This is a genomic window from Streptomyces sp. R33 (genome assembly GCF_041200175.1).
Classification (GTDB): Bacteria; Actinomycetota; Actinomycetes; order Streptomycetales; family Streptomycetaceae; genus Streptomyces; species Streptomyces katrae_B.
Genome location: NZ_CP165727.1, coordinates 1,031,938 through 1,054,876 on the forward strand (window position 1 = coordinate 1,031,938; position 22,939 = coordinate 1,054,876).

Annotated in this window: 18 protein-coding genes, 1 tRNA gene and 1 pseudogene; 13 read left to right on the plus strand and 7 right to left on the minus strand. The window is 72.5% G+C overall.

Annotation, left to right across the window (positions count from 1 at the left end; translation table 11 throughout):
* Positions 1-14 precede the first annotated feature (14 nt).
* The 5 genes from AB5J51_RS05200 (at position 15) to AB5J51_RS05220 (ending at position 4,677) form a co-directional block, all read left to right on the plus strand.
* Positions 15-986, plus strand: coding sequence for a carbohydrate ABC transporter permease (locus AB5J51_RS05200; protein ID WP_369776980.1), 972 nt, complete (start codon positions 15-17; stop codon positions 984-986).
* Positions 983-1,810 (plus strand): carbohydrate ABC transporter permease, encoded by an 828-nt coding sequence (locus AB5J51_RS05205; RefSeq protein WP_369776981.1) that lies wholly within the window; start codon positions 983-985, stop codon positions 1,808-1,810. The genes AB5J51_RS05200 and AB5J51_RS05205 overlap by 4 nt, the downstream gene beginning before the upstream one ends.
* Positions 1,807-2,796, plus strand: a complete 990-nt coding sequence (locus AB5J51_RS05210) for a zinc-dependent alcohol dehydrogenase family protein (RefSeq protein ID WP_369776982.1) — start codon at positions 1,807-1,809, stop codon at positions 2,794-2,796. Before AB5J51_RS05205 ends, AB5J51_RS05210 begins: the two co-directional genes overlap by 4 nt.
* Positions 2,793-3,800 carry a carbohydrate kinase gene (locus AB5J51_RS05215; RefSeq protein ID WP_369776983.1) on the plus strand — a complete coding sequence of 336 codons (1,008 nt, stop codon included), beginning with the start codon at positions 2,793-2,795 and terminating at the stop codon, positions 3,798-3,800. The genes AB5J51_RS05210 and AB5J51_RS05215 overlap by 4 nt, the downstream gene beginning before the upstream one ends.
* 61 nt (positions 3,801-3,861) lie before the next feature.
* A complete protein-coding gene (locus tag AB5J51_RS05220) occupies positions 3,862-4,677 on the plus strand; it encodes a trans-aconitate 2-methyltransferase (RefSeq protein ID WP_053789161.1) in 816 nt (271 codons plus the stop codon).
* Here the strand turns inward: AB5J51_RS05220 and AB5J51_RS05225 are convergent.
* A complete protein-coding gene (locus AB5J51_RS05225) occupies positions 4,670-5,398 on the minus strand; it encodes a DUF2993 domain-containing protein (RefSeq protein ID WP_369776984.1) in 729 nt (242 codons plus the stop codon). The genes AB5J51_RS05220 and AB5J51_RS05225 overlap by 8 nt on opposite strands.
* An 11-nt stretch (positions 5,399-5,409) precedes the next feature.
* Positions 5,410-7,707, minus strand: a complete 2,298-nt coding sequence (locus tag AB5J51_RS05230) for an MMPL family transporter (RefSeq protein WP_369776985.1) — start codon at positions 7,705-7,707, stop codon at positions 5,410-5,412.
* Positions 7,708-7,805: 98 nt separating this feature from the next.
* Here AB5J51_RS05230 and AB5J51_RS05235 point away from each other — a divergent pair, with 98 nt between their 5' ends.
* The gene (locus tag AB5J51_RS05235) at positions 7,806-8,441 is read left to right on the plus strand and encodes a TetR/AcrR family transcriptional regulator (RefSeq protein ID WP_369776986.1); all 636 of its coding nucleotides are present in this window, start codon (positions 7,806-7,808) and stop codon (positions 8,439-8,441) included.
* 61 nt (positions 8,442-8,502) lie between these two features.
* Here AB5J51_RS05235 and AB5J51_RS05240 read toward each other — a convergent pair whose 3' ends face one another.
* From AB5J51_RS05240 to AB5J51_RS05255, 4 genes and pseudogenes are all read right to left on the minus strand, one after another.
* Positions 8,503-9,384 carry a geranyl diphosphate 2-C-methyltransferase gene (locus AB5J51_RS05240; RefSeq protein WP_369776987.1) on the minus strand — a complete coding sequence of 294 codons (882 nt, stop codon included), beginning with the start codon at positions 9,382-9,384 and terminating at the stop codon, positions 8,503-8,505.
* Positions 9,385-9,398: 14 nt separating this feature from the next.
* Positions 9,399-10,693, minus strand: a pseudogene (locus AB5J51_RS05245) (family 2 encapsulin nanocompartment cargo protein terpene cyclase).
* A gap of 81 nt (positions 10,694-10,774) precedes the next feature.
* Positions 10,775-12,184, minus strand: coding sequence for a family 2B encapsulin nanocompartment shell protein (locus AB5J51_RS05250; protein WP_053789156.1), 1,410 nt, complete (start codon positions 12,182-12,184; stop codon positions 10,775-10,777).
* Positions 12,185-12,439: 255 nt separating this feature from the next.
* Complete coding sequence (locus AB5J51_RS05255; protein WP_369776988.1) at positions 12,440-13,567, minus strand: PP2C family protein-serine/threonine phosphatase; 1,128 nt, start codon at positions 13,565-13,567, stop codon at positions 12,440-12,442.
* A 173-nt stretch (positions 13,568-13,740) separates the two neighbouring features.
* Between AB5J51_RS05255 and AB5J51_RS05260 the strand changes: the two genes are divergently transcribed.
* The 6 genes from AB5J51_RS05260 (at position 13,741) to AB5J51_RS05285 (ending at position 21,662) form a co-directional block, all read left to right on the plus strand.
* Positions 13,741-14,670, plus strand: coding sequence for a cyclase family protein (locus tag AB5J51_RS05260; RefSeq protein WP_053789154.1), 930 nt, complete (start codon positions 13,741-13,743; stop codon positions 14,668-14,670).
* A 118-nt stretch (positions 14,671-14,788) separates the two neighbouring features.
* Positions 14,789-17,533 (plus strand): SpoIIE family protein phosphatase, encoded by a 2,745-nt coding sequence (locus AB5J51_RS05265; RefSeq protein WP_369776989.1) that lies wholly within the window; start codon positions 14,789-14,791, stop codon positions 17,531-17,533.
* Between the two features lie 172 nt (positions 17,534-17,705).
* Positions 17,706-19,292, plus strand: a complete 1,587-nt coding sequence (locus AB5J51_RS05270; RefSeq protein WP_369776990.1) for a sugar ABC transporter ATP-binding protein — start codon at positions 17,706-17,708, stop codon at positions 19,290-19,292.
* On the plus strand, positions 19,289-20,365 hold the full coding sequence (locus tag AB5J51_RS05275) for an ABC transporter permease (protein WP_369776991.1): 1,077 nt from the start codon (positions 19,289-19,291) through the stop codon (positions 20,363-20,365). The genes AB5J51_RS05270 and AB5J51_RS05275 overlap by 4 nt, the downstream gene beginning before the upstream one ends.
* Before the next feature lie 128 nt (positions 20,366-20,493).
* Positions 20,494-21,549: a substrate-binding domain-containing protein gene (locus tag AB5J51_RS05280; protein WP_369780220.1), complete on the plus strand. Its 1,056-nt coding sequence runs from the start codon at positions 20,494-20,496 to the stop codon at positions 21,547-21,549.
* A 38-nt stretch (positions 21,550-21,587) separates the two neighbouring features.
* Positions 21,588-21,662 (plus strand) — tRNA-Trp (locus AB5J51_RS05285).
* 27 nt (positions 21,663-21,689) lie between these two features.
* On the opposite strand, the gene AB5J51_RS05290 is transcribed toward AB5J51_RS05285, so the two are convergent.
* Positions 21,690-22,388, minus strand: coding sequence for a hypothetical protein (locus AB5J51_RS05290; protein WP_369776992.1), 699 nt, complete (start codon positions 22,386-22,388; stop codon positions 21,690-21,692).
* A 125-nt stretch (positions 22,389-22,513) separates the two neighbouring features.
* Here AB5J51_RS05290 and AB5J51_RS05295 point away from each other — a divergent pair, with 125 nt between their 5' ends.
* Positions 22,514-22,891, plus strand: coding sequence for a hypothetical protein (locus tag AB5J51_RS05295; RefSeq protein WP_136223905.1), 378 nt, complete (start codon positions 22,514-22,516; stop codon positions 22,889-22,891).
* Positions 22,892-22,939: the final 48 nt, after the last annotated feature.

The window sequence follows — 22,939 nt, forward strand, 5'->3', positions numbered from 1 at the left end:
GGACGGAGGCCACCATGACCGCCCCTCTGACAGCCGAACCCCCTCGCACCGCCCTGCGCGGGGCCCTGCACCGGGCCGGCCGCCCCGGCCGATCACACCCCCGCGGCACCTGGGCCCGGCGCGCCCCGCTGCTGCCGGCCCTGGTCTTCCTGATCGCGGTGACGCAGCTGCCGTTCGTCGCCACCCTGGTCATCTCGTTCATGCGCTGGAACGCCCTGGCGCCGGACGACCGCGGCTTCGGCGGCCTCGCCAACTACCGCGACGCCCTGACCGATCCCGCGCTGAGGTCCTCGCTCGTCACCACCGTCGTCCTCACCTCGGCGGTGGTGCTCACCAGCCTCCTCCTCGGCCTCGGGCTGGCGCTGCTCCTCGACCGGAGCTTCCTCGGCCGCGGCATCGTCCGCACCCTGCTCATCGCGCCCTTCCTCGTCGTCCCGGCCGCGTCCGCCCTGCTCTGGAAACACGCGCTCTACAACGCCTCGTACGGGCTGATCAACGCTTCGCTCACCTGGATCTGGAGCCTGTTCGGCAGCGACGCCGCCCCGCAGCCCGACTGGATGTCCAGCCTCCCGCTGGTCGCGGTGGAGGTGTCGCTGATCTGGCAGTGGACGCCGTTCATGATGCTGATCCTGCTCGCGGGGCTGCAGAGCCGGCCACCCGACATCGTCGAAGCCGCGCACGTGGACGGGGCCGGCAGCTGGCAGGTCTTCCGCCACCTCACGTTCCCGCACCTGCGCCGCTACCTGGAGCTGGCCGCCCTGCTCGGCAGCATCTACGTCGTCCAGAACTTCGACGCCGTCTTCACCCTCACCTCCGGCGGCCTCGGCACCGCCAACCTCCCCTACACCGTCTACCAGACCTTCTACCAGGCCCACGACTACGGCCAGGCCTCCGCCGAGGGCGTCCTCGTCGTCCTGTGCTCCATGGTCATCGCCACCTTCGCCCTGCGTACCGTCTCGTCCCTGTTCCGCGAGGAGGCGCTGTGACCGCCCTCGTCCGCCGCAGCATCGGGGGCCTGCTGGCCTGGCTCTGCGGGCTGCTGTTCTTCCTCCCCTTCGGGTGGATGGTCCTCACCTCTCTGCACAGCGAGCAGGACGCCGCGACCAACCCGCCCGGCGTGGGCGCCGCGCTCACCCTGGACGGCTACCGGGAGTTCTTCGGGGCGAGTACGGGGACGAGCCCGTGGCCGCCGCTGATCAACTCGGCCACGGCGAGCGTCGTGTCGACCCTGCTGGTCCTGGCGCTGGCCCTGCCCGCCGCGTGCGCCCTGTCCATCAGGCCGGTCCGGAAGTGGACCGATGTGCTGTTCTTCTTCCTCTCGACGAAGATGCTCCCCGTCGTGGCCGGACTGCTGCCGCTGTACCTCATCGCCCGGAACACCGGGATGCTGGACAACATCTGGCTCCTGGTCATCCTCTACACCTCGATGAACCTGCCGATCGCCGTCTGGATGATGCGCTCCTTCCTGGCCGAGGTGCCCAAGGAGATCCTGGAGGCGGCCTCCATCGACGGCGCCGGGCTGCCGACCACCCTGGTGCGGATCGTGGCGCCCGTCGCCGCTCCCGGCATCGCCGCCACCGCGCTCATCTCGTTCATCTTCAGCTGGAACGAGCTTCTCTTCGCCCGCGTCCTGACCGGGGTCGTGGCCGGTACCGCACCCGTCTTCCTCACCGGGTTCGTCACCAGCCAGGGGCTCTTCCTGGCGAAGGTGTGCGCCGCCGCCGTGTGCATCTCGCTGCCGGTCCTCGTCGCCGGGTTCGCCGCCCAGGACAAGCTCGTCCAGGGCCTCTCCCTTGGAGCAGTCAAATGAAGGCAGCCGTCATCAGCGCCCCCGGCGTCGTGACGATCGAGACCGTCGACGACCCGAAGCCGGGGGCCGGGGAGGTGGTCGTCCAGGTCGCCGCGTGCGGCTTGTGCGGAACCGATCTGCACATCCTCCAGGGCGAGTTCGCACCCAGCCTGCCCCTCGTACCGGGCCACGAGTTCGCCGGTACCGTCGTCGCCTACGGCCACGGGGTGACCGGGCTGGCCCTCGGCGACCGGGTCGCGGTCGACCCGTCGCTGTACTGCAACGCCTGCCACTACTGCCGCATCGGGCGCAACAACCTGTGCGAGCGCTACGCGGCGATCGGTGTCACCGCCCCGGGAGCCGCGGCCGAGTTCGCCGTCGCGCCCGCGGCCAACTGCGTCAAACTGCCCGACCACGTCCGCCCCGAGGACGCCGCCCTGATCGAACCGCTGTCCTGCGCGGTACGCGGCTACGACGTCCTGCGCGCGCAACTCGCCAGCAGCGTCCTGATCTACGGCTCGGGCACGATGGGCCTGATGATGCTGGAGCTCGCCAAACGCACCGGCGCCGTCGTCGTCGACATCGTCGACATCAACCCCGCCCGCCTGGCGACCGCCCGCACCCTCGGCTGCTCCCACGCCGCCGACTCCCCGGACGAGATGGACCGGCCCCGCGGCTGGGACCTCGTCATCGACGCCACCGGCAGCGAACGGGCCATCCAGGACGGCCTCGGCCGGGTGGCCCGGGGCGGTACGTACCTCCAGTTCGGGGTGGCCGACCACGCCGCCCGCGCCACGATCGAGCCGTACCGCATCTACAACCGGGAGATCACCATCACCGGTTCGATGGCGGTCCTGCACAGCTACGAGCGGGCCGCCGAGCTCTTCGGCGCGGGCGTCCTCGACCCGGACGTGTTCATCAGCGACCGGCTGCCGCTCACCGACTACGCGTCCGCCCTCCAGCGGTTCCGGGCCGGGCAGGGCCGCAAGATCCTGGTGACCCCGTGAGGGCGGAACTCGCCCCGCCCGCCCCGACCCTCGTCATCGGCGAGGCGATCACCGACATCCTGACCCGTGAGGACGGGACCCGGCGCGCCCGGCCGGGCGGCAGCCCGGCCAACGTGGCCCTGGGTCTGGCCAGGCTGGGCCACCCCGTCCGGCTCGCCACCCGCCTCGGCCGCGACCGGCCGGGCCGCGACCTGCACGCCCACCTGCGCGGCAGCGGCGTGGTGCTCACCCCCGGGTCCTTCACCGACGACCCGACGTCGTCGGCCACCGCCCGCCTGGACGCCGCGGGCACCGCGCACTACGCGTTCGACATCACCTGGGAGCTGCCGCCCGCCGCGCTCGGCTCCTCGGCCGGCCCGGCACCGGCCCACCTCCACACCGGTTCGATCGCGACGGCCCTCGCGCCGGGCGCGGACCGGGTGTTCACCGCCGTCGAGGCCGGCCGGGCGCGCGCCACGGTCTCGTACGACCCGAACATCAGGCCCGCGCTGCTCGCGGGGGCCGACCGGGAGCGGGAGCGCGCCGAGCGGTTCGTCGCGCTGAGCGACGTGGTGAAGGCCGCCGAGGAGGACCTCGGCTGGCTCTACCCCGGGCGGTCCCCCGAGGAGACGGCCCGGCGCTGGGCGGCCGGCGACGGGCCGGCGCTGGTGGTGCTGACCCTGGGCGGTTCGGGTGCGCGGGCCTTCTGGCGCGAGGGCCGCTGCGATGTACCGGCAACTCCCGTCGAGGTGGCCGACACCGTGGGCGCGGGCGACGCCTTCATGGCGGGCCTGGTCAGCGGGCTGCTCCACACCGGCCTGCTGGCCTCGGCCGGCCCGCCCGACGCCGCGCGCGCCCGTACGGCGCTCCGCGAGGCCACGGCCTGCCCACACCCCGACCGGCGCGTGGCCGCGGCCCTCTCCCTGGCCGCCCGCGCGGCCGCGCTGACCTGCACCCGCGAGGGCGCGGACCCACCGACGCGCGATGACTTCACGCCGGGCGCGGCCGGGGCACCCCGGCGATAATGGCAGGGCGCGCGCCGCGGCGGCGACCGGTGTCCACGGCGGCGCAGAGGTGGTGACCGACATGGGCACAGGTGACGGGCACGGCCGCTACGGCGAGACCGTGTTCCGGCCCGAACAGGCCGGCGAGGACGATCGCATCGACCTCGGGGCGCTCGCGTACGACGACATGACGATGGACCGCCTGCGGGCCCTGGGGGCCGGGCCGGGCTGGAACTGCCTCGAGGTGGGGGCCGGCACCGGCACGATCGCCCGGCGGCTGATCGAGGAGGCCGGGGTGCGGAACGTACTCGCGGTCGACCGCGACGTGCGTTTCCTCAGCACCCGTCCCCCGCCGGGGCTCGACCTCCTGGAGGCCGACATCAGCGGGCCGGAGTTCGACCCCGGCCGGCGTTTCCAGCTCGTCCACGCCCGCTTCGTCCTGATGCACCTGCCGTCGTGGCGGAGCCTGATCACCCGGCTCGCCGGCCTGCTGGCCGAGGACGGGGTGCTGGTCCTCGGCGACGCCGTCGACCTGACCACCCGTACCGCGCCGCCGACCCCCTACACCCGAGTCGTGCAGGCCATGTGGCAAGGGCTGCGGGACACCATCGGCACCGACATCTCGTGGGTCCCGGACTACCCGCAGCACCTGCGCGATGCGGGCCTCGTGTCCGTCGCCGCCGAGATACGGGTGCCACCCCTGGTTCCCCAGAGCCCCATCAGCCGCTTCTGGGCCGGGACATGGGACCGGGCCCGGGAGTCGATCGTGGCCACGGGACTCGTCGACGACGCGACGGTCGACGAGGCGATCCGGTATCTCGACTCCCCGGACTGCGCCGCGCTGTCCCCCGGAATGCTCACCGCCTGGGGCCGCAGCCCGGCCGGTCGCGTCAGGTGAGGTCCGTGCGTGGTGCGCGGGCGTGCACGGTCACCCCGCCGGGGCCCACCGATACGGCGGTGGGCTCCAGGCCCATCGGGAGAGACGGGATCTCCCGGCTGCGCTCCGACAGTGCCCTGGCGATGGCGGGGGCGGCCGGGTCGATGGGGTGGCCGGCCAGGGATGCGCTGTCCGCGCTCAGGGTGACGGCCCCGGCGTCGAGGCGGAGTTCGGCCGTGATGACCAGCGGCATGCCCACGACGCCGGCCTCGATCCGCACCCGGCCGTCGCCCGCATCGGAGAGCCGGACGCTGCGGTCGCCGCGGGAGCCGAGCGAGGCGAACGGGGCCGTGAACGCGGCGTCCAACGACTCCGCCGCATAGCGGCCGGCGTGCTCGGACACCTCGTGGAGGTCCACCGCGGCCTTAACCGGGATGCCGTCGCCGGTGCGGGCGTCCGCCTTGACGCGCACCTCGGGGTACGTGCCCCTGGCGGCGGCGAGCAGGAAGGGGGCGCCCTCGATGGTGACCTCCGGCGACGCCAGGCTGCGGCCCTGGCGGGCGGCGATCCGGTCGGCGAACCTCTCCTCGCCCACCTGGCGGGCCACGGCGTCGGCCGTGATCAGCAGGGTGCCCGCCAGCACGGCCACGGCGACGGCGCGCCGGGCCCGCCGTCGTGGCGGAGCCGTACGTACGGTCCGGCTCTTCGGGGTGGTCGGGACGTACGGGGACTTCAGGGGCATGGGTGCGTACCTCAGGGAGCGGGAAGCCGGTCGGGGCCGGGCGCGGCGGTGGATGCGGTGGGCGGAACCGTGGCGGGGGCGACGGCCGGGGGCAGGTCGCGTACGGGGGGTGTCGGGGTGCCCTCGATGTCCACCCGGGGGAGGATGCGGTCGAGCCCGGCGGGGAGCCACCAGTTGCGCTCGCCGAGCAGCACCATGCTGGTCGGGACGAGCAGTCCGCGGACGACGGTGGCGTCCAGGGCCACGGCCGTGGCCAGTCCGATGCCGAACATCTTCACCACGGGGTCCTCGGAGAGCAGGTAGCTGAGGAACACACAGACCATGATCATCGCTGCCGAGGTGATGATCCGGGCGGTGCCGGCCAGTCCGTCGACGACCGCACGCGTGTTGTCCCGGTGCCGGAGGTAGGACGCGCGTACGGCGCTCAGGAGGAACACCTCGTAGTCCATGGAGAGCCCGAACAGCACCGCGAACATCAGCAGCGGGACGTATCCCGGTATCGGCACCGGGCCGTCGAGGCCGAGCAGGCCCGCGCCCCAGCCCCACTGGAACACGGCGGTCAGTACGCCGTACGAGGCGGCGACCGAGATCAGGTTCATCGCAGCCGCCTTGGCCGCGACCACCGGTGCGCGGAAGGCAAGGAGGAGCAGCAGGCCGGCGACGAGCACGACGGTGGCGATGATCGCCGGCATCCGGGCGGCGAGCCGCGCGTTCAGGTCGGCCTGCGCGGCCGTCGGCCCGCCGACGTGGGTGGCGGCCCCGGTGCCGGCGGTGGCCCCATGCAGGGCGGTGCCCCGCAGCCGGTCCACGAGCGCGACGGTGGCCGGATCGCCGGGGCCGGTGGTGGGGGTGACCTGCCAGAGGACGGTACGGCCGTCCGGGCCGAGCCGGGCCGGGCTCACGGCGGCCACGCCGGGGGTCTGCCCGAGGGTTTCGGTGACCGTCGCGACACGGCGGTCGGCAGGTCCGTCGGCCGCCGTGGGCAGGGTCTCGGTCACCTGGAGGGGGCCGTTCACGCCCGGCCCGAACGCCTGGGCCAGCTGCTCGTACGCGGTACGGCTCGACGTACCGGCCGCCTTGTCCCCCGCGTCGAGCTGGCCGAACGTCAACCCGGCGGCCGGCGCGGCCAGCACGCCCACCAGGACCAGGCTCGCGAGCAGGTAGAGCCAGGGTCGGCCGGCCACATGTGCGGCGAACCGCTGCCAGCGCGCGCCGGCGGGGTCGGCCGCACGGACGGTCCCGGTCGTTTCGGCCTCCCCGGCCGGGGCGGCGGGCTTCGCCGGGGCGGGCCGGTGGTCCGCCTTCCGGCCCAGCCGGTGGCCGAGCAGCGCGAGCAGGGCCGGCAGCAGGGTCAGGGCTGCGAGGACCGCGACGAGTACGGCGATGGCCGGTGCGAGCGCCAGCGCGTACAGCAGCGGCAGCCCGCCGAGCGCCAGACCCGCCAGTGCGGCCGCCACCGCGCAGCCGGCGAAGGCGGCGGCCTTGCCCGCGCTCGCCGTGGTGTACCCGGCGGCGTCCACCACCCCGTGCCCCTCGGTCAGGAGCTCGCGGAAGCGCGTCAGGCAGAAGAGGGTGTAGTCGATGCCGACACCGAGGCCGATCATCGCCGCGATCGTGGCGCCCGCCGAGGGCATGTCGAGGACGTGCCCGACCAGCCCGATCGCCGAGAGCGAGATCACCAGCCCCACCACCCCGACCAGCAGGGGAAGGCCGGCTGCGAGGACCCTGCGCAGACCGAGGAACAGGATGACCGCGGCCGCCGCGAGACCGATCAGCTCGCTGTGGGCGGTGGACCCCTTGTCGGCGGCGGCCGCGAGGTCACCGCCGGCCGTGACCTCGATGCCGGCCTGCCGGGCGGGCCCGGTGGCCGCCAGTACGGCCTCGCTGATCTGCGGGGTGATGTCGCGCCCGGTCACGTCCAGCCCCACCGATATGTAGGCGGTGTGGCCGTCCGGGCTCATGGCCGCCCGGCCCGAAGGCCCGTACGGCGCGGCGGCACTCACCACGTGGTCCACCCGGGCCACGTCCCCGGCCGCCGCCTCGACCGCCTGCTGCGCGGCGGCGGAGGTGAGCACCGGCCCGTCCGGAGCCGTGTGCAGGACGAGCGGCTGGTTGCCGGAGACGGGCCCGTGGAAGGAGTCCGCGGCGTCCCGGGCCGCCTGGCTGTCGCTGCCGGGGATGACCACCGCCTCGCTGGTGACCCGGCCGTGGAGCATCACGACGGCGGCGACGGCGAGCGTCACGGCCGCCCAGACGGCGAGGATCCGTCTCGGTCTGCGGGCACACCAGCGGCCCAGGGCAAGGAACATCGTGCTGCGCTTCCCTCCACGAATGAAATTGCACTCCGAGTGCACATTTACCGTTGCACTCGGAGTGCAATAATGTCAATCGGAGAGAGGAGCCCCAGGTGGCACGGCATCCCGAGCAGGACACCCCGGACGGACGGACCGAGCGCGGCCGGCAGACCCGCGAAAAGATCGCCGCTGCGCTGCTGGCGCTCCTCGACGAAGGCATGACGGACTTCCCCGCAGACCGGGTGGCCCAGTCCGCGGGGGTCTCACGGCGGTCCGTGTTCCACCATTTCGACGACATGGCCCAGCTCGTGGACACCGCCATCACCCGGCGGCTGGAACAACTCGCCGAGCAGATAAGGCCGTTGCCCACCGAGGGGCCGCGCGCCGCCCGCGTGGCGGCCCTGGTCGAACAGCGGGCGCGGATCCTCGAATGGATCACCCCGGCGCGGCTGGCGATGATCCGCATGGACCATCCCTCGGAGCGCATCCGTCAGGTGACCGAGGAGGCCTTCGCCGATGCCCGCCGGCGCATGGAGGCCGTACTGGCGGAGGAACTCGACCTGCTGTCGGGCCGGCGGCGTACGGACCTGGTCCACGGACTCGACGCGGTGACCACGTGGGGCGCCTGGCACCACTGGCGTTCCACCGGGCTCGACCCCGAGGAGGCGCGGCACGCCATGGAGGCCACCGTACTGAGCCTGCTCGCCTCGGCCGATCCGCCTGCGGCGGCGCCGCACCGGCCTGCGTGACATACGCAAAAGCCGGGCCCGTGGGTCACGGGCCCGGCCGCCCTTGCGGTCTCTGCTCGGATCAGACGCGGTCGGCCGCGATCAGGACGTACTGGAACGAGCCGTCCTTGTACGAGTTGATGAACGCCTCTTCGATCCCGGTGACCAGGGAGGACGTGGCCCGCAGCTCCCAGTAGGGCAGGGTCGCGGGCGTCAGGTCGATGACGGCCTGCGGTACGAGACGGTTGTCGGCCATGGCCCGCATGTACTGCCGGCGCGAGTGGATGTTGCACTCGAAGTGCGCGTTGATCTGGGAGACCCACTTCGAGGGCTGGCCGTAACGGGGGTTCCAGCAGCCGGTGATGGTCACGTACCGGCCGCCGACGGCGAGGATCCGGGAGTGTTCGGCGAACAGGTCGTGCAGGTCGACGTACATGCTCGACTCGTTGTTCCAGGAGGCCGCGGCCTGGCCCGTCTCGAACGGTGTGCTGAGCATGTTGCAGACGCGGGCCCGGACGGAGTCCCCGATGCCGAGTTCGCCGGCGCGCTGGTTCGCGAAGTCGGCCTGCTTGGCCGAGAGGGTGACGCCCTCGACCTTGCATCCGAACCGCTGGTGGGCCATGACCATCGATCCGCCGCGGCCGCAGCCTGCGTCCACGAGCGTGTCGCCCTGCCCGATGGGGCCGAGGTGGTCCAGCAGGACGTCGGCCTGCGCCGACTCCAGCCGGTGGAGCTCGGCGATCAGCTTCTTCTCGTACGCGCTGTCGCCGGTGTCCCCGAGGGCTGCGTGGTCGACGTCACCGAGGCCGTAGTGGTGGTGGTAGAGACCGTCGACGTCGCCGAGACGCAGGTTCACCGGCCGGGCCTCGTGGTCCCAGTATCGGGCGATGTCACCCTGGTAGGGCGTCGCCGGGGAAGGGATGAACGTGGCGGCGGGGGACATGGTGAGCTCGGTGTTGGTCACAGATAAATCCATCCTTACCAGAAGTCGGGCAGGCTGTAGCGGTAGGTATTGGTCTGGTGCCAGTGGTGGTTGCCGTCGACCCACGCGGCCACGCCCCGAAGGAAGCGCAGCACGCTCGGGACGGGGCAGGCTGCGGCCAGGTCGGCGGCCGCGGCCTCGAACGCGTGCATGAGGTCGTTGTGGACCTCGACCGCCTTCAGATAGGCATCGCGGACGGAGCAGCCCTCGCGTTCGGCGATCACCACGGGCAGGTTGAGGTGCCGGCCGGGGCTGGCGAGTTCCTTGGTGTACGAGTACAGGTCGTTGACGATGGTGGTCGCGTTCCCGGCGAGCGCGATGACCCGCTGCATGGCGGGCTGGGCATGCAGGTCCGCCGGGAGTTCGTAGCCGCCGACGGTGTCGGTGATGGTGGGGCAGGGGCGGAAGTTGTTGAACTGGCGCATCGACAGGTACTCCCACACCTGCGGGACGTAGTCCGTCTCGGCCCAGGCGGCCTCGGCGAGGTACCCCAGGTGCAGACGGGCCATGTCGTGCCGGAACCGGTCGGCCTGGGAGGCGGTGGCCTCCTGGGCGAAGTACTCCATGGCCGACCGGTAGGCGCGCCGCGGCGCGTCCGAGTGGAGGGACTCCGCCCACTCCGGCTGGTACTCCGTCGTGGTGTGGAGGGGGTCGAGTGCGGTGTGCGCCAGCAGCAGGCGTCCGCCGAGGCCGACGGGCGAGCCCCCGTGGTCCTCGCAGTAGCAGTCGTCGACGACGTTCTCGGCGACCATCAGCCGCGTGGCGAGCATGAGGTGGTCGATGGTGGGGGCGTCGGGGTGGCAGGCGACCATGTAACGGCCCACGGAGAAGCCGTCGAACTGGTCCTCCCACTCCGGGGGGTACAGCTCGACCTCGTCCACCGCCCACGCCTTGATCCTGTGGCTGAGCTCCTCGACCCGAACGGGGTCGGGTTCCGGCACCGGGTGGTAGTAGAGACCCGGGACCGGACGACCCGCCGCCGGGGGCTCCTCCTCGGGCGCAGGCGGCTCCTCGCGCCGGGCCAGGGACAGCCCGGCCGCGCCCAGCCCGCTGGGGCCGCGCAGGACCCGCTCCAGGGCGGGGCTCGGCGTGGTGACGGGGGCCGAGGCCTGGGCGGGCGGGGCGAACAGGGCGGGCCGGACGCAGCCGACGGCTTCGATGCCGCGGCCGTGACCGTGCGCCCCGAAGCGGGCCGCGGCTGCAGGGAGACCCGACTGCAGAGGGGAAGGCCCGGGATCGGGCATCCGTGACTCCTTGGTGAGGTGGTTGGGCTGTCCCGGATCCCGGGCATGCCCGGCCGGCCCGGGAAGGCCCGGGCCGTGGCCGGTGTGGCTGTCGTGGCTGTCGTGGCTGTCGTTGCCGGGCAGGTGCCTCAGTCGTGCCTGCGGGCGATCTGCACGTTCTCCAGGACGCCGAGCGCGTCGGGCACCAGGACGGCGGCGGAGTAGTAGGTGGAGACCAGGTAGGAGATGATCGACCTCTCGTCGATGCCCATGAAGCGCACCGACAGGCCCGGCTCGTACTCCTCCGGCAGACCGGTCTGGCGCAGGCCGATGACGCCCTGGTTGTCCTCGCCGGTGCGCATCACCAGGATCGAGCTGGTGTTCTCCCTGCTGATCGGGATCTTGTTGCAGGGCAGGATCGGGACTCCGCGCCAGGCCGGGACCTGCTGTCCGCCGAGGTCGACGTGGTCCGGGTAGAGCCCGCGGGCGTTGAACTCACGCCCGATCGCCGCGATGGTCTTGGGGTGGGCGAGGAAGAGCTTGGAACCACGGCGGCGGCAGAGCAGCTCGTCGAGGTCGTCCGGGGTGGGCGGGCCGGAGTGGGTCTGGATCCGCTGCTTGAAATCGGCGTTGTGGAGGAGGCCGAACTCCCGGTTGTTGACCAGCTCGTGCTCCTGGCGCTCGCGCAGCGCCTCGATGGTGAGCCTGAGCTGCTCCTCCGTCTGGTTCATCGGCTCGTTGTAGAGGTCGGCGACCCTCGTGTGGACCCGCAGCACCGTCTGGGCGATGGAGAGTTCGTACTCGCGCGGGTGGGGCTCGTAGTCGACGAAGGTGCCGGGCAGCTCGGGTTCGCCGGTGTGGCCGGCGGACATCGCGATCTCGGCCTCGCCGTGCTTGTTCTGCCGCTGGTGCGGGAGCGAGCCGAACCGCTCGACGTGGGCCTGGAGGTGCGGCGCCGACGAGAGGATGGCGGCGAAGTCCGAGCGGGACAGGGTGAGCAGGGTGCCGGCCGTGGCGGCGGTTGCGGTGTAGTCCCAGCCCCCGGCACCGTCCAGCAGGGCGTGCTCGCCGAACCGGTCGCCGTCGGCGAGCACGGCGACGGCGATCTCGTCACCGTACTTGCCGACGGAGGTCTGGTTGACCCGGCCGTGGGCGATCAGGTGGATCTCGTTCGCGGGGGTGCCGCGCTCGACCAGCACCTCACCTGCGCGGAAGTCACGCTGGACGCACCGGCCGGCGAGCGCGGTCAGCACGTCCATGTCGTCGAAGCCGCGCAGCATGGCGAGTTCGCCGAGTTCGCGGGGGATCACCCGGACCTGGGCGCCGTCCTGGACGAAGTCGATGCGCCCGTCGCCGACGGTGTAGGTCAGCCGCCGGTTCACCCGGTACGTGCCGCCCTTGGTCTCCACCCAGGGGAGCATCTTCAGCAGCCAGCGGGAGGTGATCTCCTGCATCTGCGGGGCGGACTTGGTCGTGGTGGCAAGGTTGCGGGCGGCCGCCGTGCCCAGGCTGGTCTGCGGGGGCTCGAGCTGCGCCTCCGGGCTGGTGTCCACGGTCATCGGGCAGGCTCTCCTTCGTAAGGGCGGTGAACGGCATGCGGGCACACGTCACCGGTGAAAGAAGAAAAAGGGGGCGAATATCCGGGCATTCCATCCGGATCCGGGAGCACACTAGCCGCCGGAGCAGGGGACCGGGCCGGGAAGCCACCGCCATTACCTCGATGCAGTGATCTTGCGGCTGAGCGTTTACGGCCCGCTTCGGCGAGGTTCGAGCCCGGTCGAACACCTGCCTTCAGGGCGCGATCTGATGAATCGTCACCGATCGACGAGGAACATCGCCGCATCGTCCGCCAGGCGATCCTGGGTGTGGCGGAGCAGTCCCCGGTGCAGCTGGTCCAGGAACTCCTGCGGACCGCCGTCGGGCGTCGCGTGCACCGCCTCCATCGCCTCCGGCAGGGCGAAGAAGTCGTTGCCGCTGTTGCGGGCTTCGATCACGCCGTCGGTGTACATCAGCAGGCGGTCGCCGGGTGCGAAGGAATAGCGGTCCGCCCTGCCGGGCGGACCGGTGATGAACTCCGCCAGTCCGAGCGGCGGCAGCGGCCTCGTGGGCATCAGGGCGCAGGCCGTTCCGTCCCGCAGGAGCAGCGGAGGCGGATGGCCGCGGTTGACCACCTCGACGACGGGCCCGTCCGGCACCTGGGCCACGAGAGCGGTGACGAAACCCTCCACGAGTGCTTCCGGGTCGATCACGCCCGGCACGGCGGCATCGCGCAGCAGTGCCGCCTCGCAGCGGTGGATGACGTCCACCAGTTCCTCCTCGTAGTGCACCGCCTCCCTGAACGCGCCGAGCACGGCCGCTGCGGCCCGAACGGCCGGCAGCCCCTTGCCCCGGACGTCGCCGACGATCACGCGCACCCCGTACTTCGTCTGCACGGCCTCGTACAGATCGCCTCCGATCTGCGCCCCCGTCTCGGCCGCGAGGTACATGCCGGCCACGCGTAGGGGGCCCAGCCGGGCCGGGACGGGCCGCAGCACGGCCTCCTGCGCCGCCACGGCGATGCGGCGGACCTGGTCGAGCTCGCTCTTGCGCCGCCTGCGGGCGGTGCTGCTCGTCGCCACGCTCGCCAGCGACACCAGGAACAGGGCCAGGAAGTTCGTGTAGACCTGCTGGCTGCCCCACGCCCCGTTGTAGGTGGCCGTGACCACGCTCACGGCCACGGCCAGGGCCACCGCCGCAAGGGTGCCCTTGGGACCCATCGTCACCGCGGCCAGCGCCGGCGTGGCGACCAGGAGGGGGCCGGTGTACAGAACGTGAGCGGGCGTGAATTCGATGGTCAGCACCGAGAGCGCGATCACGAAGGGCAGACACTCCGCGAGTACGAAAAGGACCTGGTGATGGCCGCCCGCTCCCGGTCGAGGAGGTGAGCGGAAGGGCACCCGCATGGGTCCAGCGTGCCCCGTCGAAGCTGCTCGCCGCCACCTTTCGCCCGTGCGGGGCCTCTCAGGCGTAGCGGCCGGGACCGCCGGGCATGTGATGCGGTGCGGGCGTCGGGGCGACCGTCCCCCGGTCTCGCCCCGAGGCGGGGCCCCGCCGAGCCCTGGAGCGGTGAGTCCGGATGAGCAGCAGCCCCGAGCGCCGGGTCCCCCGTCAGGAGTTCGACGCGATCTTCGCGGCCGTCCGCACGTGGGGCCGCTGGGCCCGGGCCGACCGCGGTGCCTGGAACCGGGTCACCCCGGACCACGTACGGCGGGCCGCCGCCCTGGTCCGCTCCGGTACGGCGGTCCCGCTGGGTCTGCCCTGGGACACCCGGCCCGGCCCGGACAACGGCAGGCCCGCCCTGCACTACATGTCCGATCTCGGTGACGTGGAGTCCCCGGAACCCGCCACGTACAAGGACTTCATCGGCGTCGACTACCACGGCAAGGCCGTGACCCACCTGGACGCCCTGTCGCACGTCGCGTACGGGGGGCGGCTCTACGACGGCCGCCCGGCACGCGAGGCCTTCGGCGCCGCGGGGGCGCGCTTCGGCTCGGTGGCCGCGCTCGGCCCGCTCGTCACCAAGGGGGTGCTCCTCGATCTGCCGGCCGTCCTCGGGGTCGACTGGCTGGAGCCCGGGCATGCGGTCCACGCGCCGGACGTCGCCGCCGCGGAGCGGGCACTGGGCGTGACGATCGACGACGGCTGCGCGGTGCTGCTGCGCTCCGGCCGCTTCCGGCGCAGCCGGGAGATCGGCCCGTGGGACTCGGACGCCGCGAGCGCGGGCCTGCACGTGGACGCCGTGCCGCTGCTGGCCGAGCGCGGTATCGCCCTGCTCGGCGGCGACGGGGACAGCGACCTGCGCCCCTCGCCGGTCGAGGGCGTGCACTCCCCCGTCCACGCCCTCGCCGTGGCGGCCATGGGGGTGCCGCTGCTGGACAACCTGGACCTCGAGGTGCTCTCCGCCGCCTGCGCCGAGGCGGGGCGCCACGAGTTCATGATCGTCGTGACGCCGCTGAACGTGCCGGGCGGGACCGGCTCGCCCGTCGATCCGGTCGCGATCCTCTGATTCGAACTGATCCCAACGATCCGAATAAACCGGGAGGAATATACTCGAAAGACACTTATTCGGGGCAAGCGCTCCGGTGCGGCCGAGGCCGAGGGCCCGGTGAGGAGAAGTGATGCGTATGGGGGTCACGGGAGACGAGATCGGCCCCGCACGCTCCCGTGAGCGGTTCCTGCTGGGCGAGCCGGTCGCGAGCGGGGTACGCAGCCCGATCCTGAACTCCTGGCTGCGCTGCCGGTCCCTGGGACTGTCACCGGACCAGACCGAACTTCCCTACCGGGACGATTTCGATCCGGACAGCCGGCTCGTCCGCGCGGCGGAGCCCGTGCTCGACCAGCTGGCGTCGCGTTTCACGGGCAGCCAGATGAACGTCTCCCTCGCCGACGGGAACGGAACGGTGCTGCAGCGCCGCTTCGGGGAGCCCGCGCTGGCCCATGACCTCCCGCCCATCCAGAGCGTCCCCGGCTTCGTCTTCGCCGAGCGGTTCGCGGGCACCAACGGCATCGGACTCGCGCTCGCCGAACGCCGGCTCGTCCAGGTCTACGGGGCCGAGCACTTCGCCGAGCGCTCCCAGTCGAACGCCTGCTCCGCCACCCCCATCCGCGACCAGCTGAGCGGACATGTCGTCGGTGTCCTGTGCTTCGGGTACCCGCACGGCTACGAGGACCCGGCGCTGCCCGCTCTGGTCAGCCGGGCGGCCGAAACCATCGAGCGGCGGCTGATGGAGCAGCACTCGGAGCGCGAGCGCGCCCTGCTGCGGACGTACCTCGAGGCCAGCCACCTCGTCCGGCCCGGCGCGGCCGCCGGGAACGGACACCTGATCGGGCTGGACGAACTCGGCGACAGCGGGCTCGACCGGAGCGATCAGATGATCCTCAAGGAGAAGGCCACCGAGCTCATCTCCTCGACCCAGCGGGCCGCCGTCGAGGTGGCCCTGCCCCACGGGCGCGGCGTCACCCTGATGAGCAGCCCGCTCGTGAGCCGCTCCGGGGTGGAGGGCGTCGTCGTCGAGGCCGTGCTCTCCGGCGATGCGCAGCCGGTGCATCACCTCTCCCTCCTGCCCCGCAGCGGACCGCCCACCGGTCCGCCGCCCGGCCCCCTCGCTCCTCCCGCGCCTGCGGCCGCCGCCGGCCACACCTCCGGCAAGGTCAGGGGGCTGGTGCTGGTGGGCGAGCCGGAAGTGGGGAAGTACGCCGTCGCGGCACGCCGCCGCCTGGAGCTGCTGGCCGAGGCCAGCACCCGTATCGGCACCACGCTGGACGTGACCCGCACCGCCTGGGAGCTCGCCGAGATGGCGGTTCCGCGCCTGGCCGACTACGTCACCATCGACGTGCCCGAGGCCGTGCTGCGCGGCGAGGAGTCCGCCGATCCGCGCACCGAGCTGCACCGCACGGTGGTCCACGGCATCCGCGAAGACTGCCCCTTCTACCCGGTCGGACAGCGGGTGGAGCTGCGCGCCGGCACTCCCCACATGCGGTGTCTGGACAGCGGGCAGGCGGTACTGGAGGCCGACCTGCGCAATGCCGTCGGCTGGATCGACCAGGAACCCGAGCACGCCCGGCAGATCTTCGCCCACAACGTGCACTCCCTCGTCTCCGTCCCCCTGCTCGCCCGCGGCGTCCTGCTGGGGGTCGCCAGCTTCTACCGCTCGCAGGACCCCGCCCCCTTCGGGGACGACGACAGCTGGCTGGCCCAGGAACTCGCTGCCCGCGCCGCCCTCTGCATCGACAACGCCCGCCGCTACACCCGCGAGCACACCCTGGCCCTGGCCCTGCAGCAGAGCCTGCTCCCGCAAGGCGTTCCCGAGCAGGGCGCCGTCGAGGTCGCGCACCGCTACCTGCCCGCCGAATCCGGGGTGGGCGGCGACTGGTTCGACGTCATCCCCCTCTCCGGCACCCGGGTCGCCATGCTCGTGGGTGACGTCGTGGGCCACGGCCTGCACGCGGCCGCCACCATGGGCCGGCTGCGCACCGCCGCACGCAACTTCGCCGAACTGGAACTCGCCCCGGACGAGCTCCTCACCCACCTGGACAACCTCCTGGTGCGGCTGGACCGGGAGGAGGGCGGCGAGAACGACTCCGGCAGCACCGGCATCGTAGGCGCCACCTGCCTCTACGCCGTCTACGACCCCACCACGCGGCTGTGCACCATGGCCCGCGCCGGCCACCCCCCGCCCGCCCTGGTCCACCCCGGCGGCGTCGTGACGTTCGCCGATCTTCCGGCCGGACCGCCGCTGGGGCTGGGCGGTCTGCCCTTCGAGACGGCCGAGATCCAGCTCCCCGAGGGGAGCACGCTGGTCCTCTACACCGACGGGCTCGTCGAGGACCGCGATCGCGACCTCGACGTCGCCCTCGACCAGTTGAGCCGCGTCCTGTCCCACCCGGACCGCACGCCGGAGGACACCTGCCAGGCGGTCATCGACACCGTGGCACCCGAACACCCCGCGGACGACATCGCCCTGCTCGTCGCCCGTACCCGGACCGTGCCCGCCGACCGGATCGCCACCTGGGACGTGCCCGCGGACCCGGCTCTCGTCTCCGGCATCCGCGCCGCCGCCACGCGCCAGCTGGCCGACTGGGGGCTGGACGACCTCGCGTTCGCCGCCGAGCTGATGCTCAGCGAGCTGGTCACCAACGCGGTCCGCTACGGCACCGAGCCCATCCAGGTGCGCCTGGTCCGCGACCGCACCCTGATCTGCGAGGTCGCCGACGGCAGCAGCACCGCCCCGCACCTGCGGCGGGCGGCCACGACGGAGGAGGGCGGACGCGGGCTGTTCCTCGTCGCACAGCTCGCCCATGCCTGGGGCACCCGCTACACGACGCACGGCAAGGTCATCTGGGCCGAATGCGCCCTGGACGCGGCCTGACCGTCGCCCCTCGGTCCTCTCGGCACTCGACCATCGGAGGCACAGAAGGCGACATGTCGCCCATATGACCATGGCCAGCAGTAGCATCACCGATGTCTCACAGCGATGTCCTTCAGGGACGACGTCCTCACAGCTTCAGGAAGCACCTCCCCAGGCGGCCCCGGAGAAGTCCGTGCATGACACTCCCGTCACCTCGACGAGCCCGCCCTCGCGCTCCGGCGGAGCACCCCTCGTCCGCGTACGCGGTCTCGCCAAACGGTTCGGCGGCACCGTCGCCCTGGACGGGGTCAGCCTCGACGTCCACGGCGGCAGCGTCCTGGCCCTCCTCGGCCCCAACGGTGCCGGGAAGTCCACGCTCATCAAGGTGCTCGCCGGGGTCCACCGCGCCGACGAGGGCGAGGTGACCGTCGCCGGGCACCCCCTCGGCTCCGACGCGGCCCGCCGCACCATGTCCTTCATCCACCAGGACCTCGGTCTGGTCGAGTGGATGACCGTCGCCGAGAACATCGCCCTGGGGACCGGATACCCCCGCCGCCGCGGCCTGATCTCCTGGCGCGAGACCCGGAGGAACTGCGCCGAGGCCCTGCGGATCGTCGCCGGACACCTGGACGCCGACGCCCGCATCGCCGACCTCGCCCCCGCCGAACGCTCACTGGTCGCGATCGCCCGCGCCCTGGCCCGGCAGGCGGAGCTCTTCGTCCTGGACGAGCCGACCGCCACCCTCCCCGCCGCGGACTGCGCGCGCCTCTTCGACGTACTGCACGCCCTGCGCGACCGGGGGCACGGCATCCTCTACGTCAGCCACCGCCTCGACGAGGTGTACGAGGTCGCCGACACCTTCGCAGTCCTGCGCGACGGACGGCTCGTCAGCCAGGGGCCCCTCGCCCCGTACAGCCCCGTGCGTCTGGTGCGCGACATCGTGGGCCCCGAACCGGACGGCGGGCCGCCTCCCGCGGCCGCCCCCGGGTTCCCCTCCGCCCCGGCGTCCCGCTCCGCGCCCGTCCGCCCGCCCGTACTGAGCCTCGACGGCGTGACCACCGAACGCACCGGACCCGTCAGTCTGGAGCTGCGCGAGGGCGAGATCCTCGCCATGGTCGGGCTGACCGGGGCCGGACACATGCACCTGGGCCGCGCCCTCGCCGGCGCACTGCCGTTCCTCGGCGGCCGGGCACTGCTCGACGGCCGCCCGTACCGCCCGCGCACGATCGCCGCCGCGCTCGGCGCCGGCGTCGGTTTCGTGGCCGCCAACCGGCAGGAGGAGGGCTGCGCCGCGGAACTGACGGTACGGGAGAACTTCCTGGCCAATCCCCGGGCAACCGGGGTGCCGGCCTGGCACTGGGTCGCCCCGCGGCGCGAGCGCGCCGAGGCCGCCGCTCTGATCGAGCGGTTCCAAGTGCGTCCCCGCGACAGCGAGGTGCCGATCGCCACCCTGTCCGGCGGCAACCAGCAGAAGGTGATGGTCGGCCGCCGGCTCCGCGGGAAGCTGCGCCTGCTGATCCTCGAGGAGCCGACGGCCGGCGTGGACGTCGGCGCCAAGGCCTCGATCCACCGGCTCCTCGACGAGGCGCTGGCCGCCGGCCTGGCGGTGCTGCTCATCTCCACCGATTTCGAGGAGGTCGCCGACGTGTGCCACCGCGCGCTCGTGTTCGGGCGCGGGAGCGTGGTGGCCGAGCTGGCGGGCGAGACCCTGAGCGTCACCGAACTCACCCGCACCGCCTCGGCCCTGCCCGCGATCACCGGAAGCGCGGGGAGCCGGTGAGCCCCGCGCCCTCCCCGTCCCCGCGCCGATTCCGGGCCGGCCGCCTGCACGGACACTTCATCGGCACCTACGGCCTCCTGGCCCTCACCGTCCTGCTCTTCCTCGTCTTCTCCCTCGTCCTGCCCGCTACCTTCCCCACGCGGGACAACGTCTCCTCGATCCTCTCCAACCAGTCGATCCCGGCCGTCCTCGCGCTCGGTGCGACGATCCCCATCGCGAGCGGCAAGTTCGACCTGTCCATCGGTTACGGCCTGGGCCTGGCGCACGTCCTGGTGCTGTACCTCATCATCGACGGGGGCTGGCCCTGGCCGCTCGCCTGCCTCGTGGTCGTCCTCGGGGGGACCCTGGCCGGCGCCGTGAACGGTGTCCTCGTCGAGTTCGCCCGCATCGACTCGTTCATCGCCACGCTCGGCACCGGCAGCATGATGTACGCCGTCACCGGCTGGATCACCGACGGGAGCCGGATCGTCCCCGGCCCCGACGGCCTTCCGGCCGCCTTCACCGGGCTCTACGACGCGCGGTTCCTCGGGCTGCCGGTGCCCGCCTTCTACGTACTCGGCCTCGTCGTCGTGCTCTGGGTGGTGCTGGAGCGGCTGCCGTTCGGCCGGTACCTGTACGTCATCGGCTCCAACCCCCGCGCCGCCGAGATCATCGGCATCCCCACGCACCGGTACTGCGTCTACGCGTTCGCCGGATCGGGCACCGTCGTCGGCTTCGCCGGTGTCCTGCTCGCCGCGCAGCAGCAGATCGGCAACCCGAGTGTCGGCCTGGACTACCTGCTGCCCGCGTTCGTCGGCGTCCTGCTCGGCTCCACCGCGATCAAGCCGGGTCGCGCCAACGCCCTGGGCACGCTGGTGGCCGTGACCGTACTCGCCGTCGGCCTCGCCGGGATCGGCCAGCTCGGCGCCGATTTCTGGGCCACCCCGCTGTTCAACGGCGGCACTCTGCTCATCGCGGTCGGGCTGGCCGGCTATTCGGCCCGTCGCAGGCTGCGTACCGACGCCACGGCCACCGGCGGGCCGCCCGCGCAACGCCGGACCGCGGCGGCGGAAGACGGCGGGGGCGCCCCCTGATCCTCCCGGAGAACACCGCAGCGCAGACCAGCGTCAGGAGCACCGTGTACCCGAACCGCAAGACCGCCCTCGCGGCCGCAGCCCTGCTGGCAGCAGCAGCCACCGCCGTCGCCGGCTGCGAGAGCGGCATGCCGAACGCCACCGGCCCTTCCTCGGGCGCGGGTTGTCCGGCCGTCCTCCAAGGGGCGAAGGCGGCCGTCCAGCGGGCCGAGAGCAAGGACACCTCGTGGAACGGCCCGACCACCGGGCCCCGGGCGGTCGCCGGCAAGTCCCTCGTGTACGTCGCGCAGACCATGACCAACCCCGGGGTCGCCGGAGTCGCGAAGGGCGTCAAGGAGGCTGCGCAGGCCATCGGCTGGGACGTCCGGGTGATCGACGGGGAGGGCACCCCGGCCGGCATCCAGGCGGCACTCAGCCAGGCCGTCACCCTCAAGCCCTCGGGCATCGTCATCGGCGGCTTCGACCCCCGCCTGACCTCACAGCAGGTGGCGCAGGCCGGGGAGGCGGGGATCCCGCTCATCGGCTGGCACGCGGTCAGCTCCCCCGGCCCCAGCACGAGTCCCAGGCTGTTCACCAACGTCACCACGAAGGTGGAGGAGGTGGCGAAGGCCAGTGCGGACTGGGTCATCGCCCAGTCCGACGGCAACGCCGGGGTCGTCGTCTTCACCGACGACTCGATCCCGTTCGCCGGTACCAAGTCCCGGCTGATCGAACGGCGGCTCGCCGCGTGCCCCGGCGTGAAGCTCCTGGCGCACGCGAACATCCCGATCCCGGACGCGGGCCGGCGCACCCCCCAGGAGGTCTCCTCGCTCCTGTCCCGCTTCCCGAAGGACTGGACGTACTCCGTCGCCATCAACGACCTGTACTTCGACGACGCCGCCCCGGCCTTCCGCGCCGCCGGCAGGCCCGGCGCCGGGCCGCCCTTCAACATCGGCGCCGGCGACGGCGACCCCTCCGCGTTCCGGCGCATCAACAGCAAGCAGTTCCAGTCCGCCACCGTCCCGGAGCCGCTCTCGCAGCAGGGCTGGCAGATCGTCGACGAGTTCAACCGCGCCTTCGCCGGGCAGCCCGCCAGCGGCTACGTGGCTCCCGTCCACATCGCCACGGCGGCGAACAGCAGCGGGGCCACCTCCTGGAACCCCCAGGGGTACCAGGAGGCGTACGAGAAGATCTGGCGCGGCTGACCGGGCCTCCGGCGGACCTCGTACGATGTGGCGCGGACGGGGCCGTAGCGCAGAGGTCGTCGCGCGCGGTCTCCAAAACCGCGAGGACGCCGGTTCGATTCCGGCCGGCCCCGTCCCGGGCCGACGACAACGGCCACGGGTCAGCTCCGGCGCACCAGGGCCGTCATCGCGGCGAGGTCCGACTCCGACCGGACGATCGGGGCAGCGGGCCAGAGCAGTTCGTACTCCGTCTGGATCCGGAAGACCTCATCGGCGAAGGAGCGCACGACCTCGGCGGTGACCGTGCCCCGCTCCGCGTGTTCGAGGAACTGCTCGCAGGCCTCCACGGCGCCTTCGCAGTCGCCGTCGAACTCGAACAGTGCACAGATCTCTTCGACGGCGTGGTCACGCGACGTCAGATGACCGATCCCGCAGTCGAGCCCGTCGTCGTGAAGGTCGTCGGGGTACGGCGCGCGCTGCCAGGAACCGTCCTCGAACCAGTAGACGCACTCGATCCTCCCTTGCTCCAGAAGGTCGTGCCGGAGTTCCCGGTGCACCCACCCGGGCGCCCCCGCGAGGAGATCGATCGGCGGCTCGTACCGCCCGACCTTGCTGGAATCGTCCTGACCGGAGAGAACAGCACGGTCGCCATCGGCCCGGACCAACGTCCACCGGCTGCAAGCGCCGTCGTCGTAGTGCAACCCGCTGTCGCCGTGGGTGCCGCCGAGCCAATATCCGCTCCGGAAGCGCTCCTTCTCCTCCTCGGCATTCCAGGTCGCCGCGGCGAACGCGGCCCAGCGCGCCCACAGCACGCCTGCGTCCGGAAGGTCCTCCGGCTGCCCCGGACGATTGATCTTCATGCCCACCCCATACCCCCAGCCCTTGCATCTGACCGACGCCCGCCGGGTATAAGGGTCCCTTAAGAGGCGGCCGACCGGCCTGCGATGATCGTGGACACAACAATGGGGCCAAGGAGATGAAGCAAGTGATCAGTCGCAGGATCGCCCGTACCATACCCGCACTCGCGCTGGCCGGACTGCTGCTGAGCCCCCAGGCGCAGGCTCAGGCCGCGCCGGTGACGGCCCGTCCGGCCGCGGTCGCCGCCGCGCAGGCGCAGCTTCCCTCCCAGGGTGCACCGGCCCGGGCGGCATCCGGACAGGTCCAGCACTCGGCAGTGCACTCCGCCGGCCTCGTCAACGGCGACAAGAAGGGCGACAAGAAGAAGGACAAGGGCAAGAAGGGCAAGAAGAAGAGCTTCTTCAAGAAGTTGGGCACCGTCGCTCTCGTCGGCACCGTGCTCATCGTCCTGCTCGTCATCGCCGCGATCGTCTTCGCCGTCCGGCGGCGCCGCAGGGAGGGGTGAGGACCGGATACCGCCACGCCCTGGGTATTCTCGGCTTGATCACGTATT

Excerpts from the sequence above, each read along its gene's own strand:
- AB5J51_RS05200 (WP_369776980.1), top strand. The coding sequence starts at position 15 with ATGACCGCCCCTCTGACAGCCGAACCCCCTCGCACCGCCCTGCGCGGG.
- AB5J51_RS05210 (WP_369776982.1), top strand. The coding sequence starts at position 1,807 with ATGAAGGCAGCCGTCATCAGCGCCCCCGGCGTCGTGACGATCGAGACC.
- AB5J51_RS05220 (WP_053789161.1), top strand. The coding sequence starts at position 3,862 with ATGGGCACAGGTGACGGGCACGGCCGCTACGGCGAGACCGTGTTCCGG.
- AB5J51_RS05225 (WP_369776984.1), bottom strand. The coding sequence starts at position 5,398 with ATGCCCCTGAAGTCCCCGTACGTCCCGACCACCCCGAAGAGCCGGACC.
- AB5J51_RS05230 (WP_369776985.1), bottom strand. The coding sequence starts at position 7,707 with ATGTTCCTTGCCCTGGGCCGCTGGTGTGCCCGCAGACCGAGACGGATC.
- AB5J51_RS05250 (WP_053789156.1), bottom strand. The coding sequence starts at position 12,184 with ATGACCGTGGACACCAGCCCGGAGGCGCAGCTCGAGCCCCCGCAGACC.
- AB5J51_RS05255 (WP_369776988.1), bottom strand. The coding sequence starts at position 13,567 with ATGCGGGTGCCCTTCCGCTCACCTCCTCGACCGGGAGCGGGCGGCCAT.
- AB5J51_RS05260 (WP_053789154.1), top strand. The coding sequence starts at position 13,741 with ATGAGCAGCAGCCCCGAGCGCCGGGTCCCCCGTCAGGAGTTCGACGCG.
- AB5J51_RS05265 (WP_369776989.1), top strand. The coding sequence starts at position 14,789 with ATGGGGGTCACGGGAGACGAGATCGGCCCCGCACGCTCCCGTGAGCGG.
- AB5J51_RS05280 (WP_369780220.1), top strand. The coding sequence starts at position 20,494 with ATGCCGAACGCCACCGGCCCTTCCTCGGGCGCGGGTTGTCCGGCCGTC.
- AB5J51_RS05290 (WP_369776992.1), bottom strand. The coding sequence starts at position 22,388 with ATGAAGATCAATCGTCCGGGGCAGCCGGAGGACCTTCCGGACGCAGGC.